This window comes from Caldicellulosiruptor acetigenus, assembly GCF_026914305.1.
GTDB classification, from domain to species: Bacteria; Bacillota; Thermoanaerobacteria; order Caldicellulosiruptorales; family Caldicellulosiruptoraceae; genus Caldicellulosiruptor; species Caldicellulosiruptor acetigenus.
Genome location: NZ_CP113866.1, coordinates 1153474 through 1169434 on the forward strand (window position 1 = coordinate 1153474; position 15961 = coordinate 1169434).

Sequence of the window (15961 nt, forward strand, 5' to 3'; positions counted from 1 at the left end):
TTAAAATTATTAGTGAAGAAAAGCAAGGGGAAAATGGTCGTTAGAAAGAGTTTATTTACAACATAAATGCAGTAAATTATAAATAAAAACCAAAATTCACTGGAGGTAAACACCCATGAAAACCCTTTTCGAACTTTGTAAACCCAGGGATGATGTGTTCACAACAAGAAGCTCAGAAGATGTGCAAGAGATTTCAGACCTTCTTTCTGACAAGATCAACCCAGAAAAGTTTTTTGAACAAACTTATATAACAAATGGTATGAAAAGACTATTTGATGTTGCTTTTAAAAGGTTTAAAGGTATTGACGATGAACAAGGCATGATTGTTTTAAGGCAAGCAATGGGTGGTGGCAAGACCCATAACATGATTGCCTTGGGTCTTTTGGCAAAATACCCAGAGCTCAGAAAAAAGGTTTTAGGTGATGATTATCCATATATGTACACAGGTAGAATAAGACTTGCAGTATTTACTGGGCGGTGGACAAATTCTATTCCGTGGGTAGAGATTGCCAATCAACTGGGCAAGCAGGAGGTTTTGAATAAAGCCCTTCAGAACCATATGTTTGCACCGGGTGATAGAGAGTGGACTGAGCTTCTTGCAGGAGATCCGCTTTTGATATTGCTTGATGAGCTTCCGCTATATCTTGAGTATGTCCAGAGTATCCCGGTTGGTGAGAGCAACTTTGGAAAGGTTGTTTCAATTGGGCTTTCGAATCTTTTCAATGCAATCCAGAAAAAAGAGCTTTCAAACGTAATGGTGGTTGTGGCAGACCTTCAAGCAGCGTATGAGCAAGGAGGGAAGCTTTTACAAAGTGCTTTAGCGACTGAGCTTGACAAAGAAGCAACCCGTGTTGCCTCTTCTATCCAGCCGGTTGATATGGTCACAAATGATGTATACTGTATTTTGAGAAAAAGATTTTTTGAAGAGTATCCTCAAGACCCTGAAAATGATCCAGATGTAGAAGAGATTGCAAAAGCCTACAAAGAGGTTATTGAAGAAGGCAACAAAAAAGGGCAGACCACAGTTGAGCCTGAGAGAATTTACACAGAGATAAAAAGAACATACCCATTTCACCCAGCAATAATGGAGCTTGTTAGCAGGTTCAGAGAAAATGTCAATTTCCAGCAAACACGAGGACTTATTCGTCTTATGAGGCACTACATAAGATATCTTTACAGTGAAGATGGGAAACTTGCAAAGCAGAAGTATCTCATTGAACCGTATGACTTTGACCTAAGCGATTACAATACACGCGAAGAGATTACAAACATAAAACAGAGTTTAGAAAATGCTGTCATGCATGATGTTTATTCAACAGCTCACATTACAACTGCGAAGGCTATTGACCAAAAATACAATACGAACTTAGCAAGTGAAGTTGCAAAACTGATTTTGCTGTCTTCGCTGTCTGAAATTACAAAATCTCCATTAGGTCTTACAACAAGTGAGCTTTTTGCATATATGAGCTCTCCAAACAAAGATTTAAGCAGTCTTGCGAACATAATTGAAGAATTTAAGCAAAATTCATTGCACACAAGAATAGATGCAAATGATAGAATATATCTCACACCAATGGAAAATGTAATTGCGCGTATAAGAAAGTTCAAAAGCATGTATACCTTAGATGAAGCAGAGGCAGTGTTAGAGAGGCTTCTTTATGAGTATTTCTCACCGAGGAACCTAAACTGCTATCAAAAGGTGTACCAGAAAATCATCGCTTTACCAAATGACATATCCAAAATCAATGTGGATATGAATAGTGTAATATTGGTAATTTCAAAGCCTTATGACTCAAAAGGTTCTCTTAACCCTACGCTGATTGGTTTTTGGCAAAATCAAACTTACAAAAATAGACTTCTCTTTTTGACAGGCTCTACCACTATGTATAATGCACTTTTGGAAAAGATAAGAGAGTACATGTGTTGGGAAAACGTGCTAAGTGAGCTCAGAAAAGAAGGTGTACCAGAGACAGACACAGAGTATCAACGTGCAGAAAATGAGCAGAGTAAGATGAGAAATTCAGTTTTATCAGCATTAAGAGAGACTTTCAACAAGATTTACTATCCACAAAGGCCATATACCAAGCAGACTGCTGAACTTATCCCTGAGGATTTAAAATATCTGCCAGCAGGTGAAAATAGTGATTCTCAAGGTACAAAAGGGTTAGATGGAGTTAGGGCTCTTCTTGGCAACAACCGAGATGGAGAGATTGTCATACAAAAAGTCCTACTTGGGAAAAAATACATAGAAGTAAATGACATTGACGAGTTTCGCGAAAAGGTAGAAAATCTTTTGTTCACAAGAGAATCAATGAGCTGGAACGAGATTATTGAAAGAGCAGCGCGGGATGCAAGGTGGTTCTGGCATCCGCCAGAAGCTCTTGAAAACTTAAAGCGCGAGATGCTTTCAAAAGGCTTGTGGAAAGAAAGTGCAGGGCTTGTTTTAAGAGGTGAGGCAGCAAAAGACAAAACAACAGTAAAGGTCAATTTTCTGTCTGCTGACTTTGACACAGGTGAAGTAGTTTTAAAACTCATTCCAATGTTTGGTGATGTTGTACACTATGAAGAAGGTGATAAGGAAGTAACCGAAAACTCACCGGTTGTGCCAAATGTCAATGAGTTCAGGACAAAAGCTGCTAAAGTTAATTTTCTTTGCATCGATTCCACAGGGTATCATCCAAAAGGTGATGTCGTAAAATACGTGTGCCCGATTTTAATTGATGACAATGTGAGGTTTACTGACCAAGAAGGGAGAGCTCATATAAAAGTACGAACAGCACCACAGGCTACTGTAAAATATACAACTGATGGTACAAACCCGCGCTATGATGGGAAAATTGCTGAAAATGGTGATATTGTAATTCCGGATGATGCAAAGGTTATTATTGTAGTTGCAGAAAAAGATGGCGTTTTTTCAGAGACAAAGAATATTCCTGTGAAAAGAGATGTTACAGGAAATATATTAATTAAGCAAATTGAACTTGATTATACAAAACATGTAAGATTAAAACTTTTAAATAAGAAGAAAATTCTAATTTACGGTTTAGAAGAACTTAAAAGAGAGATTGAACTTTTAAAAAATTGCAATGGGAAACTTGTTAGCTACTCTCTTGACGTATATAAAGATGATGACAACTATATTGTGCTAACCTGCAAAAAACCACAAGGCACAGACCCTGAAGAAGTGTTTGCGCTTATTGAAAAAGTTAAGTCTGATTTTTATAACGAAGGTATTCAAAATGTAATAGGAGTTATTACAGAGCTCTTATTTGAAGAAGCAAAAGATTTTGAAGAATGGGCAAAACAGAAAGGGAAAGCTCTGCAGGACTTCAAGGAGGCAATAACACAGGATGAGTAAATCAAAAAAGAAAAATGCTGTAGCATCAGTTGGCTTTGGCTATGTACCAGAGGAGACGCAGCATCACTTTATGGTAGTTATTCCTCAAGGGAAAAATGAAAAAGTATTGGTATACGAAAGATTTATCTGGGATAAAGACAAAGATATACAAGATATTAATGAGGGCAGCCCTCTTCGCAACCAACTCAAAGTAGCTGTTCCTAAATGGTTGTGGCAGAGGGTTGCACCGTATGTTGCACAGGAGTTCAATTTCAGGCTTGAAAAGGAGGGTTTTAAGAAATCTAAGTGGAAGGTTGGGCAAAACCCCGTTCACAGGCTTTTGGGAAAAGAACTTGTGGTTTTGCTTTGGGCACTGGAAGATTGCACCGATGATTCGCAGGTGCCTGTTGCGATTGTCAACTGGCAAGGTTTGCGACCTGAAGAGAGATGGTGGTTGTACGGAGTTACAAATGCTGCAACAGGCAAGGTAAATGACAGAAAAGGCTGGAGAATGGCACTAAAATATGCCTTGCTTGATAATCCAGTAAGTCAAAAGCAGATTGAACAGCTTGACTTTGAAAGTATCAAAGGACAAACAGTTATATATGAAGAATAATACTGACAAAAAATTTTTGACTTAAGGAGATGGAAAAAGATGGAGAAATCTTTAATAGAGGTTCAATTTCCAGTTTCAAAACTTTCAAAGGAGGCATTTAAAGAGCGAAAAGCAGGTGCAGGGCAGACATTAACAGGTCTTGGAAAATGGTGGGGCAGAAAACCTCTTGTGCTTGTGCGCGCACTACTTTTGGGGCTTCTTTTGCCTGCAACAGATGACCCCAAAAAAGATATGAAAATTTTTCTTAAGCTTATGACTATGGATGAAGAGGGATTGAAGCTAAGAAGAAAAAGCAGCATATCAGCAAAGGATGCTTATGAGTTTGCAACAGAAGAAGAAAAGGCAAAATATTTTGATGTTGCAGATGAGGGGAAAATAAGCTACAAAAAAGATTTAAAAAAAGCTGAGAGGGAAGAATTTCAAGAAAGAATATTTAAAAGGATGCCATATGAACAGAAGCTAAGATATTGCAAGCGTCCCGAAGAGGTAGAAAATCTACCCAAAAGCGCTTGGGATGAGATAAATGAGCATCTTGGAACAAACGCATATTCATATCAAGCCCTTGTTGAAGAGCTTGGCAAAAAAAGATTTGGGCAGATTCCAACAGTTGGAGATTGTTTTTGCGGTGGAGGGAGTATTCCATTTGAAGCAGCAAGGCTTGGGTTTGGTGTTTTTGCATCAGACCTAAATCCAATTGCAATGCTTCTTACATGGGCAGCTTTGAATCTTTTGAGTCTGCCCGAAGATGAGATTGAAAAGCTAAAAGATTTTCAAAAAAGAGTATTTGAGCAGGCAGACAAGATTGTAACGGAATGGGGGATTGAGCACAACTCAAAAGGGCATAGAGCAAATGCATATTTATACTGCACAGAAACAATTTGCCCTGAGTGTGGGTTCAAAGTACCTCTTATACCCTCTTTAGTAATTGGCAAAAATTCTAAGACCATTGCAGTATTGCACGAAAACCCAGCTAAAAAAGGGTTTGATATAGAAATCAAAATGAATGTCAGCCAATCAGAGCTCGAACAAGCAGCCAAAAATGGGACTGTAAAGGATGGTTATCTAATTTGTCCACATTGTAAAATGGAGACAAGTATTTCGTCAATTAGGGGAGATAAGGTTGATGAAAGTGGCAAAACAATTTGGGGACTAAGACGCTGGGAAAAACATGAATTTATACCAAGAGAAGATGATGTTTTTCAAGAAAGATTGTACTGCATAAGATATGAGGATGAAAAAGGGCAAAGATACTACAAAGCCCCGGATGATGAGGATTTGGAAAGGGAAAAGAAAGTTATAGATCTTTTGAAAGAAAGATTTGATGAGTGGCAGCAAAAAGGTTATATTCCAAGTGATATGATTGAAGAAGGTGAAGAAACAAGCAGATTGTACAGAGAAAGAGGTTGGGCATATTGGCACCAGCTTTTCAATCCACGACAGTTACTTTTACATGGGCTTTTGATGGAGCTGATTGACAAAGAAGCAAAGACAAAAGAGGAGAAGATTGTGGGGTTGTTGGGGGTAAATAGGTGCTGTAATTGGAATTCTAAACTTTCAAGATGGATTAGAAAGAACGAACAAGTGATAGATACCTTTTATAATCAGGCTTTAAATACGCTTTATGATTATTCAACTATGTCATTTCTATACTTAAAGGGGCATATTATTATTGGACTTAACAATCTTTTTGATACTACTGAAAATAAAGTTTTTATGATGTTATCCGATGCCCGCGATATAAATCTACCTTGCCACATTTGGATAACAGATCCACCTTATGCTGATGCTATAAACTACCATGAGCTGTCAGAGTTCTTCTTAGCATGGGATAAGAAGTTTTTGAAAGAGGTTTTTCCAGAGTGGTATACAGACAGTAAAAGAGCATTGGCAGTTAGAGGTGAAGCACAGCAGTTCAAAGAAACTTTTACAGGAATTTTAAGAAACATTGTGTCAAGTATGCCTGAAAATGGCTATTTTGTTCTAATGTTTACTCATCAAGACTCACAAGTTTTTGCAGACCTAACAGAGATTTTGCTTGAATCTGGGCTTTTGTCTGTCAATGCATGGAGCGTTGCAACAGAGAGAGAGGACAATATGTCAGAGGGCAATTTTGTACAGTCAACTGTGTGTGTTGTCTTAAAAAAGATTGATAGAACTCAGCTTGAGCCTGTATTTATTGAGGAGTTATATCCTTTTGGCAAAGAAGAGGTTGAGAGGCAGATAAAGCTGATGTACGAGCTTGACAAGGATGAGGCAGAACCTAATTTTAGTCCAACAGATTTGGAACTATCAGGCTACTATGCAGCACTGCGCGTTTTGACATCCTGCAATCTTAAAGCTACAAATCAAAAGATTAAAGAGTTTTTGGATTCTATGCGCGAATATGCAAGCAGCTACATAGTACCAGAAGGTTTGAAATACCTTGGGTTTGATCAAGATACCATTTATGAGATTTGGCGCAAGATGGAAAGCTATGAGAAGTTTTATATAAGAGGCATAGAGTTTGAAATAAGAGGCGAAAAAAGAATAGGTGCATATCAAGATGCTGCAAGGAGTCTTGGTGTTGCTGATTATGATGAACTTTTTGCAGTCAAGAAATCAAATTCGGCAAGACTTAAGACAGCAAGCGAGCTTGGTCAAGATTTGGTTGATACAAAACATGCATTTAGCACAACAATCTTGCGCTTGTGTCTTTTGGCTATAAATAGTGCAATAAAAAAGGACCAGGAAATAAATGACACTGCCGAGGCAGTTGCTCTTTCACATGAGATGTTAAAAACCAAACTTGGCACAAAGTACTGGAACAACAAAAGCAAGATAGAAATAATATTTAGATATCTTGCGAAGCTTGAAGAAATAAGCGGAATGGAGCATTGGCAAGACGACTCAAAAATAGCGTCATATCTTGCTGAGCGTGTGGCAAACGATAGGTTGTAAATTTTAAGTAAGAAGGAGGTGTCAAAAAAGGCAGTATCCTGCAAAAAGGATGCAGGGTATTGCCTTTTTAAAAATATGCTTGAAAGATATTCATCGCGTCATATTGACCTTGCAGAGGGGTTTTTGAACAAACACCTGCGAAATGCTAAAAGCTATGATAGACTTGCAGGCTATTTTAGCTCATCTATTTTAGAAATTGCAGGTGAGGCAATTGAGAGCATAGAAGGAATTGCAAGGGTTGTTTGCAACTCTGAGGTTGAGAGCAAGGACGTTTTAGTGGCAAAGCTTGCAAAACAAAAGCTTGTCAGAGAGTGGTTCAAATCAAAACCTGAATTAAAGGCTGAACAGTTTCCAGATAGGTTTAAAAAACTCTATGAACTTCTAAAATGCGGAAAACTCCAGGTAAGGGTTGTACCAAATGATGTGTATGGACTTGTACATGGCAAAGCTGGTGTCATCACCCTATCAGATGGCGGAAAGATTGCATTTGTTGGAAGTGTCAATGAAACGCTACCTGCCTGGAAAGGAAACTATGAGATACTTTGGGCAGATGACAGTATTGAGAGCGTGGAGTGGGTGCAAAATGAGTTTGACTTTTTCTGGAATAGTCCTTATGCCTGTGAGCTTTGTGATTTAATAATTGAAAACATAGGAAGGCTGGCAGAAAAGAATGTTGTTAGCGTTGAAGAGTGGCAAAAATGGCCTGACCCTGCTTCACCCGTGATAGAAGCACCTGTTTACCGAGAAGGTTTTGGGCTTTGGAATCACCAGAAGTATTTTGTAAAAATGGTGTTTGAAGAGCACTGCAAAGATGGGGCAAGATACATTCTTGCAGATGAGGTTGGGCTTGGCAAAACTGCCCAGCTTGGTATGATTGCTCAGCTAACAGCACTCTACGGGGACAAACCTGTTTTGATAATTGTTCCAAAGACACTTTTGTGGCAATGGCAGGATGAGCTCAAAACAATGTTTGACATACCTTCTGCTGTGTGGGACGGTAAAAAGTGGATAGTTGAAACAGGGCAAGAGTATAGGCCACAGGCAAATGGGATTCCACCAATATTGCAGTGTCCAAGGCGAATAGGAATAATTTCCCAGGGTTTGATTACTTCTAATTCAGATATTACAAAACCACTGCTTGAAATTGATTATGAATGCGTGATTGTTGATGAGGCACACAGGGCAAGGCGCCAAAATCTAAATAAGCCTGCTGAAAAGCCAGAGCCCAACAACCTTATGAAGTTTTTGCTTGAGCTTTCGCAAAGGACAAAAACAATGATTTTAGCAACTGCAACTCCGATTCAGCTGCATCCTGTTGAAGGTTGGGACCTTTTATACATACTTGCACAAGGCTCACCAAAGGTTTTAGGCAATGAGTTCAGCCTTTGGTATCAAAGACATTTAGAAGCAATTGATTTAGTACGCGGACAAAAGGAGATTTCAAGCAAGGCTTATTACTGGGGATGGATAAGAAATCCTTTGCCTCCTTCAAAAGAAAATCCATTTACAATTGGGAAACTCAGAAGATCACTTGGTATGAGCGATGATGAGTATGTTTCGTATGATGATTATGATGCTCTTTTGCCATCCCAGCAGGATATTGTAGATGAGTTGATAGAAGAAAACTTCATGGAAAAGTATAATCCTTTTATCAGGCACATTGTTAAGAGAAAGAGATCCACGCTTGAAAATACAATCGATCCAGAGACAGGCGAGCCTTACCTTAAAAAGATTGATGTGCTACTTTATGGTGAAGGGGATGATGAAGGACTTGTACTTTCTGCACCGCTCAAAAAAGCTTATGAGTATGCTGAGGAGTTTACAAATTTATTGAGGCAAAAAACAGGTGCTAAGGGATTTTACAAAACACTTCTTTTGCGAAGGATGGGTTCTTCCATGCAGGCGGGCTTGAACACTGCAAAGGCAATTTATGAAAAGAGGGCGATCGTCAAAGACGACTTTTCAGAAGATGATGAAGACGATGAAATGCCGGATAGGATTAACATCACAGGCAGGGATGAGCTTTTCTGTTTAGAGGAAATAATAGAGCTGCTTGAATTTAACAAGGACAATGATCCAAAGCTAAATATGATTTTGCATATCTTAAAGAATATGGGATGGCTCGAAAGAGGCTGCATAATCTTTTCTGAGTATTTTGACACAGCATGGACTGTTGCACAAAAATTGTCTTCATCTTTGCCAGATGAAAGGATAGCAATTTATGCAGGTGGCGATAAATCTGGCATATTCAAAAATGGAGTTTATTCAAAGGTTGAACGAGATGAAATAAAAGAACTTGTATTGGATGGGAAAATTAGACTTATGATTGGAACAGATGCAGCTGCAGAAGGTTTGAACTTGCAAACACTTGGCACTCTTATAAATGTCGACCTTCCATGGAACCCTATCAGACTTGAACAGCGCCAGGGAAGAATAAGGAGGATAGGTCAGCAATTTGACAAGGTATATGTGTATAACTTAAGATACAAGGATTCTATTGAAGATAAGATTCATGCGGTTTTGTCTGGCAGAATAAAAGCTACATATGACATGATTGGATCACTTCCAGAGATTATAAAGGATGAGTGGATGGAAATAGTCAAAACGGTCGAGATACTAAATTCCGAACACCCATTTGATATAAAATATAAGGATCATGTCGAAAAAGTCGACTGGGAGAGTTGCAAAAGAATTTTGGACAATGAACAAAGAAAAGAGTGGTTGTGTAGGGGGTGGAGTGAATAGGTTTTTTATTTTAAACTTTATTTATATAATTTCGACAAAAATCGATATATTTCGATTTAAATAATTTGCTAAAATAATATCAGTTATTTGAATTTGCGTATAATTAAGGGAAGAAGTTTATAAATCTTATGGAAGGAGGCAAAAGTAATGTACTTAAATTATTTGATGGTAAAAAATTATAAAAGTTTAAAAGAGTTAGAAATCAAATTTTCGAAAGGAAAAAATATTATTATAGGACGAAACAATGCCGGAAAAAGTAATATTATAAAAGCAATTGATTTGGTGTTGGGAGAAGCTAACCCTGTTTACAAAAACATTAGAATCGATGATTTTTACTATGATAAAGAAAGGAATGATTTTGAAAGCAAATTGATGATTTATTGTGATTTGAGAAAATCGGAAAGTGAAAATTTTGAGTTCGAAAAAGCAAATGAAGAAAGAGTTTTCTATGTATTTAATATATCTTCATATAAACCCACTTTTAATGAACTGGAAAGAATAACTGAATTTTTTAGAGATGATGATTTTTCAGATAGAAATGGAGTGGATTTCGAAAAAAAGAAATTTACATGGGAGCAAATAATTAAAAATTATCAGCATTATGCCTTTCTATTTTTTGCCATTAGAAATTGTGAAAATTTGAGTAAAAAACTATTATTTTTTGTTTTTGATCATTCTCAACAAGGAACAACCTCTTTATATGTTTATCCTTACTTTCCAGTTATTAAAAATAGTTTAATTAAGAGTTTTGTTATGCCTTCGTTTAGGAGTCCCAACGAACAATTAAAGTTAAATAATTATAGTTGGTCTGGAAAGTTATTCAAAAATTTAATTGATAAGACTTCTGATAATGAATTAAAAAAAATAATTAATGCCTTAAATATTAAGAGTGATATTATATTTGAAAATATAAAAAGTCAAATACAGAATGAAATATTTGTAATTGGTTTTCCTGAAACAGATGTTAATTTTCAAATGTGTAATGATACAATTGATGATTTGTATAAGAATGTAGAAATATTTGTTGATGATGGTTTTAAAAGTGAGTTAACACAGAAAGGAAGCGGAATTCAGAGTGCTGTAATTATTGATTTATTTGCATTTTATACAAAACATACAACCAATAAAACATCTTCTTTACTTTGTATTGAAGAACCGGAATTGTTTTTGCATCCGCATGGTTGTAGAGTTATTAACAAAAAGATCAATGAATTTCTATATAATACTCAAAATGAAGAACAACCTTTTAATCAAGTTATTATGACAACACATAATGTTGAGTTCTTAAAAGGAGCTGATAAGAAGAGCACAATATATATAGTAACAAAAGTTGGTAATTCAACGAGAGCAAGAGAAATTAAATTGGAATCCTATAAGCATTTACTTCTTGATAATAATCAGAATGAGCTTTTTTTTGCTGAAAAAGTTATACTATGTGAAGGATATGATATGTATTTAGTAAAATTTGTAGCTGATGAAATTATGCCTTATCAATTAGATTTATATAATGTTTCAGTTATAGAGACTGGTGGAAAAAATAATTTTATTAGATATTTAGAACTCATAAAGGAAAAGTTGGGTCTGAAATGTGCTATTTTAGCTGACTTTGATTATCTTCTTCGTGATGAAAAACGAGATGAAAATGGACGGATTGTTAAAAAATCAAATATTGAAGATATTGAAAAATTTTTTTCTGATAATAAGGATATATTTGTAGCTCTAAAGGCTTTAAGAAAGAAGATAAAACAAAAATATCCAGGTGAATTTGAAAAAGCAAAACATATATCAAGCTTTGAAAATGATAAAGAGATTTATTATAACTTGATGCAATTAATAAATGATCTAAAGAAACTAGGGGTATTTATATTATATGGAGAAATAGAAGATTTATTTATAGACGAACAAGTTAGAAATAGATACTGCGATAAAGAGAAAAATAAATTATCTTTGGCATCGATTTTGGAGATAAACAATGATATTTTAGGTGGAGGCAAAAAAATAAGTGAAATTATAAATATCAAACCTATTGAAGAATTGGTTAAATTTGTTATCAATATATAATTAATAGTAACAAAAGGCAAACTACTATCATCATTTTTAGAGAAGCTTAAGGAGTTGTTATTAATAAAACGCTTAATTGGAGCTGATGCTATTATATCCGACTATGGTTACTTTCCAACATTTCATGATGATATAATTGAGGATATTACAATATTACCAAAATAAGAATAACTATTAAAATGTAAACATTGCCTTACAATCCCAAATCACAACCAAAGTTAAGTTTTATTTGTAGAAATGTTTACAAATTTGAGTTTTCTTACGAAAAGATAAAAATCGATGAGGGAGAATTGGATCAAATTTTTAAATTGTATTTTGAAAAAAGTGAAGATTACATAACATTAATAATAAGTGGAATCTATTTAAGTGGCTTTATAATTTGTGAAAACATTCAGATTTTAAAGTTATGATAATTCAATTTATTTTATTTTTGAATAATTGTTTTATTACAAGCGTTCTTACATTTTGTAAGGTGAAAAAATAATAGGAAAATAAATACTTGCACACCAAACAAATGTATGGTATAATCAAATCAAAACTAATTTAATCAGTGGAGTTAGATTTTCAATGAGAACACAAATAACTTTTCTACCACAAAAGGTTTCGCCAATTGTAAAATGGGCAGGGGGCAAGAGACAGATAATAAAAAGTTTGTTTAAAAAACTGCCCAACCACTTTTCTACATATTTTGAACCATTCTTAGGTGGCGGAGCACTTTTAATAGAGCTTTATAATAAAGGAATTTTAAAGAGTGCTGTAGTTTCAGATATTAATCTTGATCTCATAAACCTCTACACTGCAATTAGAAATTGTCCAGATGAGGTAGTTTACTATATTAAAAATTTAGATTTTAAAAACACTGAAGACGATTACTATAAGGCAAGAGAACTTTACAATTCTATTAAGATAAAAAGTCTGAATACAATTGAAAATGAAAATTTACTCAAAGCAGTATTATTGCTTTATTTGAACAGACACTGTTACAATGGGCTTTACAGAGTAAATTCAAAGGGCGAATTCAATGTTCCTTTTGGAAGATATAAAAATCCTAAGTTGCCAAGTAGAGAAGAAATATTTGCCTTTTCAGAAATGCTGCAGTCTGTTGAAATTTTACATGCAGACTTTGAAGAAGCGGTTAAGAAAGCTTCTGAGTTTGATTTTGTATATTTTGATCCTCCATACATGCCTGTGTCCAAAACAGCTAATTTTACTGACTACACAGTTGCAGGTTTTACAAAAGAAGAGCAGGTAAGGCTGAAAAATGTTTGTGATAATCTTAGCAAAAAGGGTTGTTTTGTTATGATAAGCAACTCAGATTCAGAATTTATAAGAGAACTTTATAAAAGTTACAACCTTGAGGTAATAGAAACAAAAAGGCTTATTAATTCAAGTGCTGGAAAGAGGACAGGTCATAAAGAAGTTATTATAACTAATTATTGAAAAGAAGGTGTTATTGTGTCACCAGGTGGTAGAGGTACTCGAACGGGAAGAGTTCATGAAAAACTTATCAAACAAGCGTTATTAGAAAATTACGCTGGTGCTTTTAAAGAACAGGTTGTAATTGGCAATGATCTCTTCGGGAATAAATATAAAGCTGATTTTGTTTTAAATGATGAGATAATTATAAGTGCTAAATGGCAGCAAACACGTGGGACTGCAGAGCAAAAAATAGTTTATGAGATAATGACTTTAGTAAAAATTTTAAAAGAAAATCCAAGGTATAAAAAAGCTTATATTGTAATTAGTGGAACAGGATATACTAAGAAAGCAAAAGATTTTTATCTAAATCAAAAGCACGTTGACTACATAAAAGAGGGGGACTTAGTAGAGATATTATCTTTTGAAGATTTTGTCAAAAGATCAAATTTAAAATTGCTGTAAAAGTAGAAAGATATTAAAAAAACCAAAAAGGGCTAAGTACACATCTGGTGCCGCCTTAGCCCTTTTTCATTTTCTGGTTTGCCTCATACCAGTCTACAAACTGCTTTGCAGTTCGAGGTGACCGGCCATTGTAGTTCATCTCCCACTGCAGTGCAAGCCTGTGCAGCTCTTCTGTAATCTCAATTCCTCTTTTCTTTGCAATCTCCTCAACAATTGCAAGGTATTCCTGCTGGGTTGGGGATGGGTATGTGACTATTATTCCGAATCTGTCAGCAAGAGAAAGTTTTTCTTCTAAAGTGTCCTGCCAGTGTACTTCATCATCAGAAAAACTGCTTCTGTCGCTAAACCTTTCTTTTACCAGGTGTCTTCTGTTTGAAGTTGCATATATCACAACATTTTGAGGCATTGCTTCTAAAGATCCTTCTAATATGGCTTTTAGTTTGGTATAATTTTCCTCAATATCTTCAAAAGACAAATCATCTACAAAGATTATAAACTTAAGCGGGACATCTCTTAAGATTCTTATTAATTTTGGAAAAGTGTAAAGCTGGTCTTTGAACACCTCAACAACTCTCAAACCTCTGTGAGAAAATTCGTTCAAAAGAGCCTTTACAGTTGATGACTTTCCAGTCCCTCTGCTGCCATAGAGCAAAATATTGTTGACCTTCTTACCATTTAAAAACGCCAAAGTATTTTCAACAACAATCTTCTTTTGCCTTTCAATATTTACAAGGTCATCAAGTCTTATTGGGTCTAAATTTTCAATACCCACAAGATTATTTCCGTCCCATGAAAAACCTTTGTACCTTGCGAAAATTCCAAAGCCATTTTGCTTGTGGAATTCTATAAGCTCCTCAATTAAACTGCTCCAAGGAGTTATATTCAAAAATTTTTCAATGATGGTTTTTGTAGAATTATCAATGGTGTTGTGCAACATGGTATTTGTGACTTTAAACTCTAAAAAACTTTCAGCTAAAAAGTCTGATAAGGTGGCACAATCTTTTAAGTAATCCCTTATCTCTTTTCCTGAAAAGTTTGATATAAACTCAAGACAATCTAAATCATGAGCTGTGGCTTTTTTAAGACTTTCGTCTATTGCTATATTGTTAATACTTTTTGCTGCTAATTTTGTAAAAGTATTTTCACTAAAGAGAATTTTCGCAATAATGTATTCTTTTAAACTGCACCTTTTCCCGGCTTCTAAAAGATTGTAATAAACTGTGCTGTAAAGATTTATAACTTTTTTCAAATCATGATTTCCATCGTCAATATAGCAGATAAGATTATACAGCTTTTCAAGAACACTATCATGAAGAAGGTTTCGATAGACTTTTAGACTTTCAAAACACAGCCTGTATAGCCCTATTTTCTCTTCCATTGTAGCACGTCTCCTTTGTACCAAAATTAGAATCTTTTGTAATAAAAGTTATACTCAAATTTCCTTTGATTTTTAACCTAAGAGCCATTAGCTACTGAGGGATTTTCCAAGCACTCAATGGTATCTATCTCGCATTCCATTCCAATTTCAACAAGTTTTCCTATTACAATCTTTGCTTTTGTATTCTCAATATATTTCATCACAATTAATTCTGATTCAAGAAATAGAAAAAAACATTTAAAGATACTTAGTAAAAATGGTATTCTCTTTATCTCTACATTTATTTTAGAACACCCAATCTCTTTTGAAAAGTCTCTTTTATTAAATTCAAAATTTTGATTGACAAACTCTTAACAATCAAGATAATTTTTGATTAAATTCAAATATATTCATAATTAAAAAACACCACAGCTTTTCAAAGTGGAGCTTCTAACAATTACTATTTTGTGTTATAATTATAACAATATAACTAAAATTTATATAAAATAATAGTTGTGATTGTGAATGCAAGAGAACTTAAAATTAAAGAGAGGGGAATTGGGGGATGGAAAACAATAACCTTCTTTTTGAACCTTCATTGGAAAACTTTAAAGAAAGAAGAATATACGATTCAAGAAAATTTATCTGGGTTGCAATACTTGCAGGTCTTCTTCCATTGACTGTTGTATGTATTTCTAATTTAAAAACACTTGGTTTAAGTAAAAGAGTTATAAATACGTTTTTAGTTCTTGCCATTTTGATTTTTGCAGTTGAATTTGGTTTTTATTACTATACTACTAAATTATTGATACATAAAGAAAGAGGTTATAGTACTATTGAGGAGTACAGAAAAGGCATTTTAGAGGAAAAAAAGAAAGAGAAATAGCAGGAATTTACAAGAGTATGTTTAGATTGGGGCAAAAATTACTCGATGTCTTATATCTTCTTCTGTATAAAAGAATAGAAAGGAAACAAATTCTATACTATTACATTTCTAAAAATAATCTATATAAACCAATGATAGGTT

Annotated in this window: 10 protein-coding genes; 8 read left to right on the top strand and 2 right to left on the bottom strand. The window is 34.8% G+C overall.

Annotated features, from left to right (window positions below; all coding sequences use genetic code 11):
• Positions 1 to 115 precede the first annotated feature (115 nt).
• The 7 genes from OTK01_RS05715 to OTK01_RS05745 all read left to right on the top strand — a co-directional run bounded on the left by OTK01_RS05715 (position 116) and on the right by OTK01_RS05745 (position 13577).
• Positions 116 to 3358 (top strand): DUF499 domain-containing protein, encoded by a 3243-nt coding sequence (locus OTK01_RS05715; protein WP_029228888.1) that lies wholly within the window; start codon positions 116 to 118, stop codon positions 3356 to 3358.
• Entirely contained in the window at positions 3351 to 3953 is a 603-nt protein-coding gene (locus OTK01_RS05720) for a DUF3780 domain-containing protein (RefSeq protein WP_029228887.1), read from the top strand. The genes OTK01_RS05715 and OTK01_RS05720 overlap by 8 nt, the downstream gene beginning before the upstream one ends.
• A gap of 39 nt (positions 3954 to 3992) precedes the next feature.
• On the top strand, positions 3993 to 6890 hold the full coding sequence (locus tag OTK01_RS05725; protein ID WP_029228886.1) for an anti-phage-associated DUF1156 domain-containing protein: 2898 nt from the start codon (positions 3993 to 3995) through the stop codon (positions 6888 to 6890).
• A 75-nt stretch (positions 6891 to 6965) separates the two neighbouring features.
• The gene (locus OTK01_RS05730; RefSeq protein ID WP_029228885.1) at positions 6966 to 9635 is read left to right on the top strand and encodes a phospholipase D-like domain-containing anti-phage protein; all 2670 of its coding nucleotides are present in this window, start codon (positions 6966 to 6968) and stop codon (positions 9633 to 9635) included.
• Between the two features lie 147 nt (positions 9636 to 9782).
• Positions 9783 to 11696, top strand: a complete 1914-nt coding sequence (locus OTK01_RS05735; protein WP_013432871.1) for an ATP-dependent nuclease — start codon at positions 9783 to 9785, stop codon at positions 11694 to 11696.
• 567 nt (positions 11697 to 12263) lie between these two features.
• On the top strand, positions 12264 to 13136 hold the full coding sequence (locus OTK01_RS05740; RefSeq protein ID WP_029228883.1) for a DNA adenine methylase: 873 nt from the start codon (positions 12264 to 12266) through the stop codon (positions 13134 to 13136).
• A gap of 15 nt (positions 13137 to 13151) precedes the next feature.
• Positions 13152 to 13577 (top strand): PD-(D/E)XK nuclease superfamily protein, encoded by a 426-nt coding sequence (locus tag OTK01_RS05745; RefSeq protein ID WP_014042415.1) that lies wholly within the window; start codon positions 13152 to 13154, stop codon positions 13575 to 13577.
• A gap of 55 nt (positions 13578 to 13632) precedes the next feature.
• Here OTK01_RS05745 and OTK01_RS05750 read toward each other — a convergent pair whose 3' ends face one another.
• Together OTK01_RS05750 and OTK01_RS05755 are read right to left on the bottom strand one after the other, a co-directional pair.
• Positions 13633 to 14955 carry an ATP-binding protein gene (locus tag OTK01_RS05750; protein ID WP_029228882.1) on the bottom strand — a complete coding sequence of 441 codons (1323 nt, stop codon included), beginning with the start codon at positions 14953 to 14955 and terminating at the stop codon, positions 13633 to 13635.
• Positions 14956 to 15032: 77 nt separating this feature from the next.
• Entirely contained in the window at positions 15033 to 15155 is a 123-nt protein-coding gene (locus tag OTK01_RS05755) for a hypothetical protein (protein ID WP_269011795.1), read from the bottom strand.
• 344 nt (positions 15156 to 15499) lie between these two features.
• Between OTK01_RS05755 and OTK01_RS05760 the strand changes: the two genes are divergently transcribed.
• Positions 15500 to 15820, top strand: coding sequence for a hypothetical protein (locus OTK01_RS05760; protein WP_013432867.1), 321 nt, complete (start codon positions 15500 to 15502; stop codon positions 15818 to 15820).
• Positions 15821 to 15961: the final 141 nt, after the last annotated feature.